The following is a 15,777-nucleotide window of genomic DNA, read 5'->3' on the forward strand; positions in this document are numbered from 1 at the left end:
CTCACGTCAATCTCCCAGCCTGTTGCTCCAGCCCAGCTTGCTGCGCAGGACGTCATAGAAGTTGTGACCCAGAGGGTGCACCAGCTGAACGTTCTGGGGCTTGCGCCGGATCACCAGAACATCATCGGGCTTGGCCACGGCACGGGTCTGGCCGTCACAGCTGATGTGGGGATAGGTCTGGTTGGTCTCACCGATATGACAGCGTATCTCGCAGCCGGCGTCGATCACGATGGGCCGGCTCGACAGGGTGTGCGGGAACATCGGTACCAGCGTCACCACGTCGAGCTTCGGATGCATGATCGGGCCACCGCCGGACATGGCGTAGGCGGTGGAACCGGTCGGCGTGGCGATGATCAGGCCATCGCTGCGCTGGCTGTAGACGAACTGGCCATCGATGAACAGTTCGAACTCGATCATCCGCACCGCCTTGCCCGGGTGCAGTACCACTTCATTGAGGGCATCGCCGCTGCCCACCAGGGAATCCCCGCGGTAGAGCTCGGCGTCTAGCAGAAAGCGCTGTTCGACCTCGTACTGTCCCGCCAGCACCTCACCGACACGGGCCTCGAGCTCATCCGGCGAGATATCGGTCAAGAAGCCCAGCCGTCCGCGATTGACCCCCAGCACCAGGGTTCCGCTGCGACACAGGGTGCGGGCCGCGCCCAGCAGGCTGCCGTCGCCCCCGACCACGATCACCAGATCACACAGTTCGCCGAGCATGCGGCGACTGGCCTCGGCGTGGCCACGTTCCAGCAACGCCGAGGCGGTACGGTCTTCCACGATCACGTGGTAGCCGGCGTCATCCAGAAAACGAATCAGCCGCTTGAGGGTCTCGACCACCTTGGCGCTGCCCAGGCGCCCGATCAGTCCGATGTTCTTGAACGATTGCATCCACGCATCCTTCCCTTGGCGACCGCTCATTATGGCGAGGGGGGCCTGGCGGAGCAAACCGCGCCCGGCGCCTCAGGCCAACTGCTGGCCCAGATCGATGATCACCCAGACTGACGATCAATTAGACCGGCGCCGTCCTGTGACGCCGCTGCCACCAGGCGTTGAGCCACAGCGAACCGGCGATGATGGCGCCTCCCATGGCCAGACGCACCAGATCAGCCTCGCGGTTCCAGATCACCAGGTTCACCGCAAGGCCAGCAGGAATCAGCATGTTGTTCATGATCGCCAGGGCCCCTGCATCCACCCGCACGGCGCCCAGGTTCCACAGGAAGTAGCCGAGCCCCGAGGCGACCAGTCCCAGCCACAGCAGCACCCCCCACTGCAGGGGTGTCGTCGGCAGCCCCGAGGTGCTTCCCAACAGCGCGAAGGCTGGCAGCGCGATGCAGGCCGCACCCAGGTAGAACCAGGCGAACACATGGTGGCGAGGCAACGAGGGGGGCAGTGCCGCCGACAGGCGCCGATAGCCGACCTGCCCCATGGCAAAGCAGAGATTGGCCCCCTGCACCACCAGGAATCCCAGCCAGAAGTCGTCGTTGACACCCTTGTAGCGAATGACCGCCGCGCCGATCACCGCAAGCCCTGCAGTGACCAGATGGAAGGGCGTGAAACGACCAAACGCCAGGTCATCCAGAATGGCGATGTACAGCGGCGTGAAGATGGTAAACAGCAGCACCTCCGGCACCGACAGGAGCACGAAGGACTGGTAGAAGAAGATGTACATGATGCCAAGCTGGACGGCACCAAGTGCCATCAGCGCGAGCTTGTGGCGCAGATCGAGCAGGCCGGGCTTCAACAACGGCAGGAACACCAGCGCCGCCAGCCCCACCCGCATCATCACCGCGAAATAGCTGTCCACCTGACCGGCCAGATAGACGCCAATCAGCGAAAACGAGAACGCCCACAGGGCGGTGACCACCACCAGATAGCCCACCGTAAACTCCCACTAGTCAAAAAGGTTTACGGCAGTATACGCGAACACCCTCCTCGGCCCAACGCTTGCCCCCCTCTGAGCCTCGCTGATCTCATCCAAAGCTGCGTCAGGCGCGCGTGCAAGAGACAGAGTAGGCAGTCCTGCTCGTCTCAATGATTGACCTGCTTCAACCACCAAGCCCCGTACGCCACCCCAGGCAGCCAGCCCAGCAGGGTCAGCAGGAACGCAATCGCGATCCGGCGCGAACCACCTTCGGCTACCGCCACCGCCAGCGGGGGCATCAGCAGCACCAGCACCATCAAGGCGAGCCGGGCCGCTGGCGACTCCATCAACGCCGACGCCACCTGGGGCGAGGATGTCACGGCCTCGTCACTGGTGCTGGACGCATGCGCATCGGTGCCTTCCTTCTGCTCGGGCGCAGGCGGTGGGGTGAAGTGCTCCACCGCCGGGCTATCTGCCGGGCTATTTGAAGGGCTATTTGAAGGGCTATCCATCGCCCCAGCCTGCGCACGCTGCGGCTGCGCGTCACGCGCTGCCTGCTCCTGGGCCTGGCGATGGGCCTCGGCGTCAATCTTCTGCTCCAGGCTTTCCGCGCCTTCGGCCAGGACATCGTGGTAACGCTCCCAGTCTTCCCAGTCATGGGGTGTCCCGGCCCTCGGACGATGGTCGTGGGACTCCCGCGCTCGGTCCCAGGCCTTTTCCTCGAGGGTGTTGGGCCTTTCCTTGTCTCGCTCACCGTCGAGCCCCTTGCGGGCCAGATACTCTCGCGCGTCCATCAGAGAACTTACCTCCAGGGTCGAATGACGCCACCGGTATCTCCGATGGCCCATTTCAGTGTGCCAATACAGGCTTTGATGTAACAGCAACGCCTGATTGATAGAGAAACCCGCCTCAACTGTCCTACTGTTTTGATAGAGGTCACCCCCACGGGTTCCCCACAGCGCCATGTTCAGCTCCCAGGAGAGACATCATGCAGGAAAGACAGGTCGAGATCGCCATTATCGGAGCAGGAAGCGCCGGCCTTGGTGCCTGGCACGCGGCGCGACAACATACCGACAAGCTGGTGCTGATCGAATCCGGCGCCTACGGCACCACCTGCGCACGGGTCGGCTGCATGCCGTCCAAGCTGCTGATTTCCGCCGCCGACGTGGCCCAGCAGGCACGTGACTCCGAGGGCTTCGGGGTCAAGGTCAGCGGCGTCAGCGTCGACGGCCCCGCAGTCATGGAACGCCTCCAGCGGGAGCGGGATCGTTTCGTCGGCAGCGTACTGAGTTCGATGGCCCGCATCGAGGAAGACGAGCGCATCGTCGGTGCCGCTCGCTTCGAAGACGCCAACACCCTGGTGGTGGGCGACCATACGCGTATCAAGGCCAAGCGCATCGTCATCGCCACCGGCTCCCGCCCCTCCTGGCCCGACTTTCTCAATGCCGCCGGGGATCGCCTGATCATCAACGACGACCTGTTCGAATGGGATGACCTGCCCGAGTCGGTGGTGGTATTCGGGCCCGGCGTCATCGGCCTCGAACTCGGTCAGGCGCTGCACCACCTGGGCGTGCGAGTGCGCATGTTCGGCGTCGGCGGCGCCATCGGTCCTCTCGGCGACCCCGATCTCAAGGCGCTCGCCGACAAGGAGTTCAACACAGGGTTTCCGCTGGACCCCGACGCCACCGTCAAGAAGGTCGACCGGGACGGCGATCAGGTGGTGGTGACCTTCCACTGTCGCGACAGCAACACCGAGAAGACCGAGCGCTTCGACTACCTGCTGGCGGCCACCGGACGTCGGCCCAACGTGGACAAGCTGGACCTGCCGAAGACCGGGCTGGAACTCAACGACCGCGGTGTGCCGGTGTTCGACCGGCTGACCATGCAGTGTCGCTTCGATGACGGTTCGCCCGCACCGATCTTTATCGCCGGTGATGCCAACCAGGATCTTCCCCTGCTGCACGAGGCGTCCGACGAGGGACGCATCGCAGGCGAAAACGCCGGACGCTACCCGGATATTCGCGCCGGTCGCAGGCGTACTCCGTTGGCGGTGGTGTTTACCGATCCGCAGATGGCAAGCGCTGGAGTAGGCTACGCTGAACTCAAGCGCCGGGATGAACAACTGACCAACGTGGCCATCGGCGAGGTCTCGTTCGAGGACCAGGGACGGTCCACGGTGATGCGGCAGAACCGAGGCATGCTGAGGCTTTACGCTGAGCACGGCTCGGGAATTCTTCTCGGCGCGGAAATGTTCGGCCCAAGGGCGGAACACCTGGGCCACCTGTTGGCCTGGTCCATCGACCAACGATTGACCGTGGATCGCCTGCTGGAAATGCCCTTCTACCACCCGGTGGTCGAAGAAGGCCTGAGAACAGCACTGAGGGACCTCAACGTGAATCTGCGCAGGGGTCCGGCGATCACCGAACGCTGCCTGGAGTGCGGTCCAGGCGCTTGACGGTCAAGGGCCCGACGCATGGCGCCGGGCCGCTTCAAAGGAGAGCGGTTATGCCACACAAGGCACCTCCATCGATCGTCCGGGACATCATGTCCAAGGACTGCTACCGCGTCAGCGGCAAGACCTCCATTTCCACCCTGGCGGAAGGTCTCGCTCTGCACCGATTGCCAGGGGCCCCGGTGGTGGACAACGGCGATCACCTGATCGGCTTCATCTCCGAGCAGGACGTGCTGGGCAAGGTGATCGAGAGCCTCTATCTGGATCACGAGGCACCGCTGGTCCATGAAATGATGCGTAACGAAGTGCTGTCGGTGTCTCCCACCAAGAGCATCGTCGACCTGGCCCAGGAAATGCTGGGAGCAAAACCCAAGGTGTATCCCGTCACCGAACAGGGCCGACTAGTGGGTATCGTCACCCGCCGCGACGTGCTTACCGCCGTGCTCACCATGCGACGCCATCAACGAAGCGCCTGACCCCTCCTGTTGCGCAACACCTTCTGTAGACGCCCACCGCCGGCATCACGATGCCGGCGGTGGGCGTGCTGTCGGTAGCGCCAACGCTGACACCATTGCCTGGCACCACCGCCTTGCATCGGCCTCCCCGATCCTCCAGATGCCCCAGGCACTTGTGCAAACCGTAAGGGCGTTCATGAAGCATGCCTGATATGCCCCGGCCCACAGGATAGGAAAGAGAGGGAGAGCACCTTTGCCAAAGCAAAAAAAACGCCCCATGGAAGCCATGAGGCGCAACGATCGATTTAGCAAACCAGATCAACACTGCTAACGACTGCCATCGCGCATGCTGTCTGTACCACATATGACAGTCGTCACCAGAAAAGTTCTCCTTTCATCGAAAATTTTTTTTCCTCCCCTGGGCCCGTCGGTGCACAGCGGTGAGAGAAGCGCCCTACTGACCACAGCGTTCTGCGTCGGTTCCAAGGTCTGTGGCAAGAGCTCGACGCTGCCACTACTCGACGGCCATCAACGGGCACCGCCGGCCAGGTCGTTCAGGGAATGGCATCAAGGATGTCGTCGACAGCGGCCAGCGTGAGGCGCCCGCCGGCACAGGCACCGGTATCCAGATGCAGCACATTGCCAAGCCACAGCGGTGCCTCGACGATGGTGTGCCCCACCACCACCGCATCGACGCCCTCGACGCGGGTCGAGTCCAGGCTGCCGACGCTGTCACGTCGGAATCTACGCCGCGACCATAGCAGGTGCTCGGACGAGGTCTGCTCGATCTGGCCCCAGTCGTCGGGTGGATCGGCGTGCACCACGCCCAGGCGACGATGTCCCGCGACGATTTCCCGAGCCAGCGGAAGATGCGGGCGGGCGGCGTTCATGGTGCTACGGGCCTCCTCGACGCCATCGAGAAAGACCCAGTTGCCGCCATTGCGCTGCCACAGATCCCAGGCCATTCCTCCGCCTTCGGCCAGAGCGGTGATCGCCATCTGTTCGTGATTGCCCTTCACCGCAAAGCACCAGGGCTCGAGCGCCAGCGCCAGACAGGCGAGCGATGCCTCCCCCCTGTCGACCAGATCACCGACGCAGAACAGCCGGTCCCGGGCGACATCGAAGTCGACTCTCTCCAGCGCTTCCATCAACTGGGCGTACTGGCCGTGCACGTCACCGACGACGTAATCACGCCCCTTGCGGTTTGGTCCATGACGGATACAGCGCATGAGTTTTCTCCCGCCCCAGTGCGAGCTCAGACTTGACGCCATCGCAACATTCGTCCTATGTTCCTTTTACAGAACGTTCGATAAATGGAACAACAGCTCAACCGAACAGTGACCTCATGATCGAGCCCTTCTCCCAAGCTAGCTTCTCAAGCGACGACACGCTGCATGCCGAAGCACTCGGCCGGCATCTTCAGCATCTGCGCCAATTGCGTGGCTGGTCGCTATCCCGCCTGGCCAGCGACGCCGGCGTCGCCAAGTCGAATCTGTCTCGGCTGGAACAGGGCAACGGCAACCCTACCCTGGACACCCTGTGGCGCCTGGCGAGCTGTCTCGAGGTGCCTTTCGGCACCCTGATAAAACCCGTGACCACGGCGCTGGATGATCAGGGCGTGCAGGTCCAGTTGATCGATCAGGGCGATAGCCAACCGGCCGTCGACGTCTACTGGATGCGCCTGGACCCTGACGTCTATCGGCTCAGCGAAGCGCACCCCGCGGGCGTGCACGAGACCGTCACGGTGATCTCCGGCCGGTTGACCACCGGCCCCGAGCACGAGAGCCACACCCTGGGTCCCGGCCAGAGCGTCACCTTCGCGGCGGATCGTCCACACCTCTACGCGTCCGACAACCAGGCCACTTCCGCCACCCTGACCATCGTCTACCATCCACCGGAAACCTCTCGATGACCACCACGACGACTCCTTTGCGTGCCAGCCCCTGGGTGACCGGCGTCCGCGAGGCGATCCCGCTGCTCGGCGGCTATATCCCCATCGCCATCTCCTTTGGCCTGGTAGCCGTCCAGGCGGGCTTCAGTGCCTGGGAAGCCGTCGCCATCTCTACCCTGATCTATGCCGGCGCCTCCCAGTTCGTGTTCGTCGGCATGGTGGCAGGTGGCGCTCCTTTATGGCTGGTGGTCGCCATGACCCTGTTGATCAATGTTCGCCACGTGGTCTACGCCCCGAACCTTGCCGCCTCGATGACCACGAGCCGCTGGTGGCCTGCACTGATGCACGGTCTGACCGACCAGGTCTTCGCCCTGGCGCTGACGCGTCTGCCGCAACTGCCGGAGGCGGCTCGGCTTGGCTGGTACACCGGCGCCGCCCTGCTGGCCTGGCTGGCCTGGATCGCAGGTACCGCCGTGGGTGCACTGGGGGGCGAATGGGTGGTGGAACGCTGGCCGCTGCTGGGCGAGGTGATGCCCTTTGCCCTGCCTGCCCTGTTTCTCGTGTTGGTGGTGCCTCGCCTGTCCAGCTTCCGCTGGGGCCTGGCGACCCTGGTGACCATCGCCGCAGGCGCCCTGCTGGCGGTGCTGGGGGTGGCCAATGCCGGCATCCCCCTGGCGGCTCTGTGCGGCGCACTGTGCTTCTTTATCGTCAAACGTTCACCGGTCACAAGGAGTCGATCATGACCACTACGCTGTGGATGGCGGTGGTAGCGACCACCCTGGGCACCCTGCTGATGCGAATGGCGCCCCTGATATGGATGCGCCGTCGTCTCGCCGAGCGCCAGACGGAAGACAGCGTCGAACCGATGCCGCAGTGGCTGTCGGTGCTGGGGCCTTTGATGATCGCCGCGGTCCTGGGCGTCTCGTTGGTACCAGCACAGCCGAACATCGCCAGCTGGAGCGCCACTGGCATGGGAGTACTGGCGACCCTGGCGGTATGGTATCGAACGCGATCGCTGGGCTGGCCGGTCGCTGCCGGCGTGGCCGCCTACGGACTGACGCTGGTATTGGCCGGTTCGCTCTGACACTCAAGTCGACGCTGACACTCAAATCGACGCTGACACTAAAAGGCCTACCGGGTATTGCTGTCCGCAACCCAAGCGGTCTTGCCTTTTCCTTTCCCTGTGCCTATTTCCGTCTGGCCCGCACCGAATGGTGGCGGGCCGCTGCCTTCCTGCCCCCAACTCGCCGTGTTCCATCGTTTGACCCGCAGGCTTTTCCTGCGCGGCCAGGCGCTCTCCCTCATTTATGCGCGCAAGATACTAAAGCTCGAGCGATATCGGCCGATACTCGTTCGGCTCCAGTGCCGGCTCCAGGATGGAAAAGGCATTTTAAAAAGAAAAAACAAGAACCTGCTTCGACCTTGCTCCCAGCACCTTCCACTCCCGAGGTAACTTGATGGTATCGGCCAGAAGAATAAGCGCCCTGTATCGCGCACTGAATAGCCACACCGCCTGTATTGTCTTTCGTCCCGACGGCACCATCCGCGAAGCCAGTGATGCCTTTCTTGCCACCGTCGGCTATCGGCTCGATCAGATACGCGGTCAGCACCACCGCATGTTCTGTCCGCCAGAGGTTCATCAGGACCCCGCCTACGAGGCATTCTGGCGGGGGCTGGCGGACGGCCAGTCGAAAACCGGCACCTTTTGCCGCATCGACGCCAATGGCAATCCGCTATGGCTGGAGGCGACCTACCTTCCTGTGCGCTCCGCTCGTGGCAAGGTTCACTACATTCTCAAGATTGCCAATGACGTCACCGACGATCGCCTTGCGGCATCCGGTCAGGATGCTGTGCTCAGCGCCCTCGACGCGTCCATGGCGGTGATCGAATTCACACCGGAAGGCGAAATACTGCGTGCCAACGGCAACTTCCTGACCACGATGGGCTATCGTCTCGACGACATCCTGGGACGGCATCACAGGATGTTCTGCGACGACACCTTCTACCGAGATCACCCCGACTTCTGGCAGGAACTGGCCGCCAACACCTTCAAGCAGGGACGCTTCAGACGCATAACCGCCAGTGGGCGCACCGTCTGGCTCGAGGCCACCTACAACCCGGTGATCGACGAGACCGGCAGGGTGACACGCGTCGTCAAGTTCGCCACCGACATCACCCGCTCTGTCGAGGCCGACGATGCCGCTCGCAGTGCCGTGGAGTCCGCCCGAGTCACCGCGGAGCAGACCGAGACCATCGCCGACAATGGTCTGGTCCAGCTCGAAGAGGCTGTCGAGTCGTCGCGCCAGGCCGCCGACGAGATCAAGGCGACCCAAGCCATCGTGGCCGCCCTGGAGGAGCAGACGCGAGCGATCAACAACATTACCGACTCCATCTCGCGGATCGCCCAGCAGACCAACCTGCTGGCGCTGAATGCCGCGGTCGAAGCGGCGCGCGCTGGCGAGCATGGCCGCGGCTTTGCGGTGGTGGCCCAGGAGGTTCGCGAACTGTCCCAGGGCTCCACCCGCGCCGCCGAGCAGATCACCCAGGTGCTCAACGACAACAACCAACGCATTCGACTGGCCAACCAGAAGATCACCGAGGTGGCCACCCGCAGTGACCTCAGCCAGCAACGGGTCGGCGAGGCGCAACTGGTGATACGCGAGATCCTGGACGGCGCCCACAACGTCTCGGCGGCGATTCGCAAGCTCTGACACGAACGCAACGTTCGCCACTGACGGTTCTCAAGCGGATAAACCGGCGGACGTGCAGGTCAGCAGGAAGGCGTAAGCCGAACGGTCAGCGCCACAACTGCCCTGAGCCTGCACGACCGCTGACGCGCCAAGGAATAGATACACTTACCTAGATAATCTAACCAAGACAAAGGGGTTGTCCGTCGCGAATATAGACTAAAAGTCTTGAAACAAGTTCTAAATGCAGCAGTTCCCGGGGGCTGTAGATCGAAAGCTGCTAAAAGGCACGGTGAAGTACTATGGCGCGCGGCGGGCGCAAGAGCTGCTGGATCGCACGTCCCCAAGCATCGTGCGCCAGCACTTCTGTCGAAAAAAACGTACCATTTCGCCCGTAAAATGACCTCGAAACTGTCTCACAAGACCTAGCCAGAACACGGAAAAACAAGAACTTACGAAGAAAAAAGAAAGAATCCGTGAGACAGCTTGCGCGCATAACTGATTGATAGTAATCTGAAAAACCTTGCGGGTGTAGCTCAATGGTAGAGCAGAAGCTTCCCAAGCTTAAGACGAGGGTTCGATTCCCTTCACCCGCTCCAGAGCTTATCTAACTTCATGATTTTCTTGCTTCTTCCCTTCTATCATGGAGCTACTGGCCACGGAAGTGGCTACGCTTCGCTTCTAGTCCAGTGATACCTTCCGCCCACCAATGACAGGCGACAGAGGATCTCATGGCCAGAGGCAAGCCCACCAACACCCGTAGCCTTCGCCAACTTGGCAACGTGTAGGCATCAACAAGCGCTTGTCTCCGAGCTTCGAAAAGCACTTGGCAAGAAGATGCTCTATCAGAGCCCCCAAACCGGTGATCTCGATGAAGCCTGTCGTGTACGCGACCGAGTGCTCGCCGACCTGTGGACTTGCCCGGCTCTTCCGGCACTTTAGACCCTCACGGTGAGGCGACCTCCGGGGCCATCAAGGAGAAGGACAGGAAGGGGCTCAGTGAGCTAATGAGCTATGTCCGTGAAGGTGGCACCATCATTGTCTACGCCATCGACCGCCTGGGCAGGAACACCACGACGTGCTTGAGACGGTCGAGGCGTTCAACGCCCAGGGAGTGGCGGTGCTGTCGCTCGGTGAGGGCTTCGACATGAGCGCGCCGATGGGCAAGACGATACTCACCATGCTGTCGGCGATGGCCGAGCTTGAACGCTCCAACATCAAGGAGCGCCAATTGGCGGGCATCAAGCGGGCCAAGGCGGAGGGGAAAGCCCTCGGCAGGGAGAAGGTCATCATTGATGAAGATGTGGCTCAGTGGCGCCAAGAGAACAGCGCCAGTATCAAGGCCACCGCGGAACACTTCGACATCTCACCGGCATCCGTGAAGCGGGCTTGTCGAGCGGTGCAGAAGAGCGCTAGAGGTTAATCCCCACTCACCTGAGTGCCTGGGTATATTTGCATATATCGAAGACATTGGCTGCGCCAGAGTAGCGATCAATGCACATTCTTTGATATTTTCACGACCTCATTTGATTAAATATTCTACCAAGAAGGCGTGAAGCATGGATCTAAGGAGAGAGCTGGGAACTGACCTGCATGAGGCTTTGAAAAGACATGCTAGAGAAAGAGCAAACCTGAAAAGGTCATTACAGAACTTACAAAAGATCCTAGCTGGCATAGCCGTGGGAATTTTTGCATTCGTGGCTGTCTTCGGTGATTTTGGACCAGATCATTCCTACTCCTTCTCACGGGTTATCTCCGACACTCAGATAGTGTGTTTCACAAGCATTGCTTTGCTGGCTTTCTACTTTCTAACTAAGCGAAGATATACCCGGAAGGTGTACGGCGAGTTAGACAGAATAAAGGAGAGGCTTGGAGACCAAGCATCGGAGACTTGGAAGATTGGTCATGCTGCAGATGAGCTATATAAAGACATGTGCGATAAGCAGGACTTGCCAAAGGAAGGACTATGAATAACCGGACCTCATTAATCCGATAAATCTAACTTACGGAAGCCTCTTCCTACGGTGCGGTACGGTGACCTCAGAGCATCGTCCACCAGCCATTTAATGGGGCTTCCCTAATGATTGGGGTGGCCATCGCTCATAGTCGATACGGGTAAATCCATCATGAGCGCTGCCCCTTCGCCTGACCCGGTCTCAACCGACGCGATGCTCTGGTAGCCAGATCTTCTGTGTAAGCAATCAACGGATGTGGTAAATAAATGTGGCAGTCAAGAGAAAGGGCATGTCTATTAAGCTGCTGATTATCCTAAGAGACATGCCCTTCCACATTCGGTGGCGGAGGGGGGGGGAGGGAATGACACCCCCACCCTACTAGCCTTGCCTAAGAAACAGGCAGTGAGGGGGGCACATATGTGAGATACAGCTTTTTGCTGATTACTCTTCAGGCAGAATGATTGCAGTCCCTCTCGCATCAAGCATGTACCAACAGTTCTTGGTTAAAGCGGATGTTTTCTCTACAGACACATCAGTGACTCCATCAGCCCCCATGGTGTAAGCAGCAATCCTCAGATCGGTCATCACCAGAGCGTCACTTGGGCTTTCTTCAACAAAGCTACGATGGCACCTGCCCGCATCAACCGGACCCAGCACTTCGGCCCCTTCTGGCATCGTGTCGTATACCTTGATGGTACGGACCGCCTCACGCTGATCGGAGATGCTCGCGTAGGAGATGTCGTTACCAACCCGCATGTTAGAACTGTAAGTACTACAGCCCGCCAGGAAAGTCGAAGCGATGAAGATCGAGCCGAGGGCGGTGCTTCGCATACGTCATCCTTGATACTTGCAATTGAAAAGAAGTTTGGTCGCCAGCAACTCTAACCGCCGCCGCACAATCAGCCAACAGCAGGGCTACGCTACTGGCTACTAAAACGGCTACAGATGGCTGCAAAAACGACTCAACCTACTGATTTTTGGGCTACTTTTCAAGACAGGGGCGATTCCCTTCACCCACTCCACGGCCTCCCTCTTATCTGTCGTCGCTTCGCTCTGCCTTTCACAGCGCTCCAGACCTCCCCCCATCCTGCGATCAGGCGTCGTTTTCGAGCACTGTCTCGTGCTTTGGCCTTGCCTGTTCAGCGCCCCGGGTACTGCGAGCCCCGGCATGTCGCCATTCATGCCGCTACCGCTGAATCGGCCTCATACTTAAAGACTACGCCCCCCTTCGATGGGCCCCTGTTCAAGCTCGGTTTTCGCACGCTAGGCTGGCGCCACAATCATAAAGTCGTGGGGACGCCGTATGCCTTTTTATCGCCACACCCTGCTGCTGACGCCTGTCTGGCTGCTGCTGAGCACACTTGCCATGGCCGATGGTTCGAGGGATAGCTGCGATCAGCGCGCGCAGGCACTCGAGCATGACCTCGCCTTCGCTCGTCATGCCGAGGACACCGCACGGGTGAATGAACTGGAACTCGCCCTGGATGGTGTCCGAAGCGGCTGCACCAGCGAAGACGTGCTCAGCCAGGCCGAGTCACGCGTACGTGAGGGTCAGCAGATGGTGGAACAGCGCCAGCAGGAGTTGAACGAGGCCTTCGACGAAGGTGATATCGGCCAGATAACGCGTAAACGCGAGGCTCTCGAGGTCGCCATCGAGGTGCTCAACGCTCGCATCGCCGCGCTCAAGGTGCTGCTGCCGTCGGCCAGCTGAACCTTGTACGGCTGACATTCGAGGGACAGTGCCAGCCGCAGAGCGTCAAGCGCTGGTAGCACCGCCAGTCTGACAATCGGCTGTCGGGATGCTTGCCGACCGCCATTGGCCGCGCCTAGTCCCGGTCCTGGCGTCGCTCCCAGCGCTCCTCGACGGCGAGCCCGATCCAGATGCCGGCGATCATGCAGGCCAGGGCGACGACCGCTCCCGGCGAGCCGGCCGGCAGCGCGATCAATAGCTGCAGATCGTTGCCACCCAGCGCAAGCGAGGCGCCGATGCCCATCACGATTCCGGCCAGCAGATGCTTCACCCAGCGCCCCAGGGACCCCTGATACTCGCCCGGTCGGAAGTGGGCTCGCGCCGCTACCAGCATTCCCGCCAGGATCGCGACGCTGATAAGGACGCGTCCGAGGCTAGGCCAGGCGACGGCCATGTCCATCGCCAGCGGCCGCTCGGTGACGTCTCGAATCAACTGGCTCGGTGACCACAGTGGTTCCAGCACGCCCAACAGACCGCCTACCGCGCCGAACACCATGACACCCGCGTAGATACGGCGGTGAGCCGGCGACAGCCGCCAGATCGCCAGCAGCGAGACTGCGACGATACTCAGTACCAGCCACCAGGCCGGAGTGAGGGTCGTCGCCAGACGGGTGTAGGAGATATCAGGGGCGCCCAGGTACAGCATCCACCACCCCAGAACCCAGCCCAGAATGGTGGCGAGCATGTGCCACTGCCCCCGCGCCAGGGCGGAAAGGGTCGAGATCGAACAGCCATGATTGACCGCCGCGGCCAGGCCAAACAGCAGCCCACCGACGGCGAAGGGCCACCCGATCGCGTGACGTCTGAGCACCTCGCCAAGAGGGAAATGGATGAACAGGGGACTGGCAAGCCAGAACCAGACGCCGCAGCCGACGATGGTCAGCAACAGACCCGGCCGCCACATGCGTATCCCCTGAACCGCACGCACCATGCAAAGACCGGTACGCTGGGCGAGCCACCCCAGCGCGACAGCCAGCAGCAGGGAGACCAACAGAGCCATCACATCTCCTCGTTTACACGGTTCCGGAAATACAAGGACGGAACACTATCTGACGATCATGGCCGGCGATGGTGCGATATTGGCCGGCACGCCATGCTATTGCCCGGTGTCCCTCTACTCTCGGCATTCCTCTCTGCATTCCTTTCTGCATTCCTTTCTGTTCAGAACGGGGGTCAGAGCTGGTGTCGCGGCGGATGGTCGAACAGGCCGTCACCCCGACGACGATCTCGACGTCGTGCGGCCTCTCATCCATCCATAATGTAACAATATGCAATGAACGCCCTTGCCACCACACCAGCGTCAACGCAGATCGGGACCCGCGACATGTGCGGCTGGATGTGAGAGCCTTGCGATCAGCCGTCCTTTCCCGTTTCAAGCGATCTACCGTGCCATGACCTTGTCCTTGTTTCTGCTCGTGTTCGTCGTCTGTCTGGTTGTCTTCGTCGCGGTGCTCGCGGTGTTGATGCTGTCCGGCACGCCACGATACCGCACCGAGCCACAGCACCTGCTTGACCTGTTCGACCGTGCTCTCGACAGCACAGTTGGCGAAGATGAATGGAATGCCGTCATCCTTTATCCGATTCGCCACGACGAGTACCTGGACGGCGTCCGACGCCGCGCTCGCAGCCTGGTCGATGAACACGGGCGCTTTGGCCGGGTGACCCGGGGCAAGGCCCTGCTGGACAGCGCCGGACAGGAGGACCTGCGTGCACTACGCGACCACCTGGCCGCTCGTATCCGCCTCAGGGAGCAGCCCAGGGGGGACTGACAGTCAGTGAGAATCCTGTACCCATCGGGTATGATGACGTCCTCGTTACCGCCTGCGGGAGCCCCCCGATGAGCAGCGCCATCAGGCAGATCCCTCTGGACACCGCGACCCGGCATCACTCCCACGACTACCATCAGATCGTGATCGCCCTGGCCGGGCGCGCCGACTTCGACATCGAAGGCCTTGGCGGCACCATCGAGGCATTCTGCGGCTGCATCGTGCCCGCCAACCACCTCCACTACTACGCCGGCACCGGCAACAACCGCCAACTGATCCTCGACCTTCCCGATGACGCCCTGGCGCTCACCGGCCATCATCATGAACTGGCCAGGCTGTTCGACGCGCCACGTTTCTTCACCCTGGACGCACCTCTGAAACAGTTCCTGGGTTTCGTGGTGGCCGAAATGAACCAGTTGGCGCTCGAGGGCCCCGTCCCTGCCCTGCATCAGGAGCGCCTGGCGACCACCTTGCTGGGCTCATTGCATGCGCGTCTGGCCGGCGATGAAACCGGCGCGATGCACCACCGGCGCATCGACCTGCGCGCGCTCGATCGCTACATCGACGATCACCTGGCGCGCCGCTTCAAGGTCGCCGATCTGGCGGCCTTCGCCTGCCTCAGCGAAACCCACTTTACCGAACGCTTCCGCGCCCAGACGGGCCTGTCCCCCTGGCAGTACGTGATGCGTCGACGCCTGGAGGCGTCACGCCAGCTGCTGATGCGCAGTCGCCTGCCGTTGTCGGAAATCGCCGCCCTCACCGGCTTCGCCCACCAGAGCGCCCTGTCCCGCGCCTACCGCAAGCATTACGGCCATCCTCCCAGCCAGACGCGACGTCATGTCAGCGAGATTTCGTCACCGAATCTCCACCATCTGACTGCCAAATCGGCACATTAAAGCTAGGGTTAGTCGATAACGCCCGTGGATTTGCCAAATCCTTCGGTGCATTTGGCAAGCATGG

General features: G+C 61.4%; 16 protein-coding genes, 1 tRNA gene and 1 pseudogene. 12 read left to right on the plus strand and 6 right to left on the minus strand.

The annotated features are described in order from the left end of the window. Positions 1-6 precede the first annotated feature (6 nt). The 3 genes from NFG57_RS13320 to NFG57_RS13330 all read right to left on the minus strand — a co-directional run bounded on the left by NFG57_RS13320 (position 7) and on the right by NFG57_RS13330 (position 2,655). Complete coding sequence (locus NFG57_RS13320) at positions 7-888, minus strand: NAD(+) kinase (protein ID WP_108132991.1); 882 nt, start codon at positions 886-888, stop codon at positions 7-9. A 121-nt stretch (positions 889-1,009) separates the two neighbouring features. Then, a complete protein-coding gene (locus NFG57_RS13325) occupies positions 1,010-1,879 on the minus strand; it encodes a DMT family transporter (protein WP_045994414.1) in 870 nt (289 codons plus the stop codon). 149 nt (positions 1,880-2,028) lie between these two features. Continuing rightward, the gene (locus NFG57_RS13330; RefSeq protein WP_348814524.1) at positions 2,029-2,655 is read right to left on the minus strand and encodes a YqaE/Pmp3 family membrane protein; all 627 of its coding nucleotides are present in this window, start codon (positions 2,653-2,655) and stop codon (positions 2,029-2,031) included. A gap of 194 nt (positions 2,656-2,849) precedes the next feature. Between NFG57_RS13330 and NFG57_RS13335 the strand changes: the two genes are divergently transcribed. Together NFG57_RS13335 and NFG57_RS13340 are read left to right on the plus strand one after the other, a co-directional pair. After that, on the plus strand, positions 2,850-4,316 hold the full coding sequence (locus NFG57_RS13335) for a dihydrolipoyl dehydrogenase (protein WP_348814525.1): 1,467 nt from the start codon (positions 2,850-2,852) through the stop codon (positions 4,314-4,316). A 50-nt stretch (positions 4,317-4,366) separates the two neighbouring features. Beyond that, positions 4,367-4,789, plus strand: a complete 423-nt coding sequence (locus NFG57_RS13340; protein ID WP_045994411.1) for a CBS domain-containing protein — start codon at positions 4,367-4,369, stop codon at positions 4,787-4,789. 533 nt (positions 4,790-5,322) lie between these two features. Here NFG57_RS13340 and NFG57_RS13345 read toward each other — a convergent pair. Beyond that, positions 5,323-5,997 (minus strand): metallophosphoesterase, encoded by a 675-nt coding sequence (locus tag NFG57_RS13345; protein WP_348814526.1) that lies wholly within the window; start codon positions 5,995-5,997, stop codon positions 5,323-5,325. 116 nt (positions 5,998-6,113) lie between these two features. On the opposite strand from NFG57_RS13345, the gene NFG57_RS13350 reads away from it, so the two are divergent. From NFG57_RS13350 to NFG57_RS13380, 7 genes and pseudogenes are all read left to right on the plus strand, one after another. After that, on the plus strand, positions 6,114-6,680 hold the full coding sequence (locus NFG57_RS13350) for an XRE family transcriptional regulator (protein ID WP_045994409.1): 567 nt from the start codon (positions 6,114-6,116) through the stop codon (positions 6,678-6,680). Next, positions 6,677-7,402, plus strand: a complete 726-nt coding sequence (locus NFG57_RS13355; RefSeq protein ID WP_108448873.1) for an AzlC family ABC transporter permease — start codon at positions 6,677-6,679, stop codon at positions 7,400-7,402. Before NFG57_RS13350 ends, NFG57_RS13355 begins: the two co-directional genes overlap by 4 nt. Beyond that, positions 7,399-7,743 carry an AzlD domain-containing protein gene (locus tag NFG57_RS13360; protein WP_348814527.1) on the plus strand — a complete coding sequence of 115 codons (345 nt, stop codon included), beginning with the start codon at positions 7,399-7,401 and terminating at the stop codon, positions 7,741-7,743. Before NFG57_RS13355 ends, NFG57_RS13360 begins: the two co-directional genes overlap by 4 nt. A 373-nt stretch (positions 7,744-8,116) precedes the next feature. Further along, positions 8,117-9,370, plus strand: coding sequence for a methyl-accepting chemotaxis protein (locus NFG57_RS13365; protein WP_348814528.1), 1,254 nt, complete (start codon positions 8,117-8,119; stop codon positions 9,368-9,370). Positions 9,371-9,871: 501 nt separating this feature from the next. Next, a tRNA-Gly gene (locus tag NFG57_RS13370) sits at positions 9,872-9,945 on the plus strand. Between the two features lie 408 nt (positions 9,946-10,353). Beyond that, a pseudogene (locus tag NFG57_RS13375) lies at positions 10,354-10,769 on the plus strand (recombinase family protein). A gap of 136 nt (positions 10,770-10,905) precedes the next feature. Beyond that, positions 10,906-11,316 (plus strand): hypothetical protein, encoded by a 411-nt coding sequence (locus NFG57_RS13380; RefSeq protein ID WP_348814529.1) that lies wholly within the window; start codon positions 10,906-10,908, stop codon positions 11,314-11,316. Between the two features lie 426 nt (positions 11,317-11,742). Here NFG57_RS13380 and NFG57_RS13385 read toward each other — a convergent pair whose 3' ends face one another. Next, a complete protein-coding gene (locus NFG57_RS13385; protein WP_348814530.1) occupies positions 11,743-12,132 on the minus strand; it encodes a hypothetical protein in 390 nt (129 codons plus the stop codon). A 472-nt stretch (positions 12,133-12,604) separates the two neighbouring features. Between NFG57_RS13385 and NFG57_RS13390 the strand changes: the two genes are divergently transcribed. Beyond that, a complete protein-coding gene (locus NFG57_RS13390) occupies positions 12,605-13,012 on the plus strand; it encodes a DUF1090 domain-containing protein (RefSeq protein ID WP_045994404.1) in 408 nt (135 codons plus the stop codon). Positions 13,013-13,127: 115 nt separating this feature from the next. Here NFG57_RS13390 and NFG57_RS13395 read toward each other — a convergent pair whose 3' ends face one another. Further along, on the minus strand, positions 13,128-14,051 hold the full coding sequence (locus NFG57_RS13395; protein WP_348814531.1) for a YeeE/YedE thiosulfate transporter family protein: 924 nt from the start codon (positions 14,049-14,051) through the stop codon (positions 13,128-13,130). Between the two features lie 397 nt (positions 14,052-14,448). On the opposite strand from NFG57_RS13395, the gene NFG57_RS13400 reads away from it, so the two are divergent. Both NFG57_RS13400 and NFG57_RS13405 read left to right on the plus strand, forming a co-directional pair. Beyond that, entirely contained in the window at positions 14,449-14,820 is a 372-nt protein-coding gene (locus NFG57_RS13400) for a hypothetical protein (RefSeq protein ID WP_045994420.1), read from the plus strand. A 68-nt stretch (positions 14,821-14,888) separates the two neighbouring features. Further along, on the plus strand, positions 14,889-15,713 hold the full coding sequence (locus NFG57_RS13405; protein WP_124803941.1) for an AraC family transcriptional regulator: 825 nt from the start codon (positions 14,889-14,891) through the stop codon (positions 15,711-15,713). Positions 15,714-15,777 lie beyond the last annotated feature (64 nt).

Source organism: Halomonas sp. H10-59 (genome assembly GCF_040070555.1).
Lineage (GTDB): Bacteria > Pseudomonadota > Gammaproteobacteria > Pseudomonadales > Halomonadaceae > Halomonas > Halomonas litopenaei.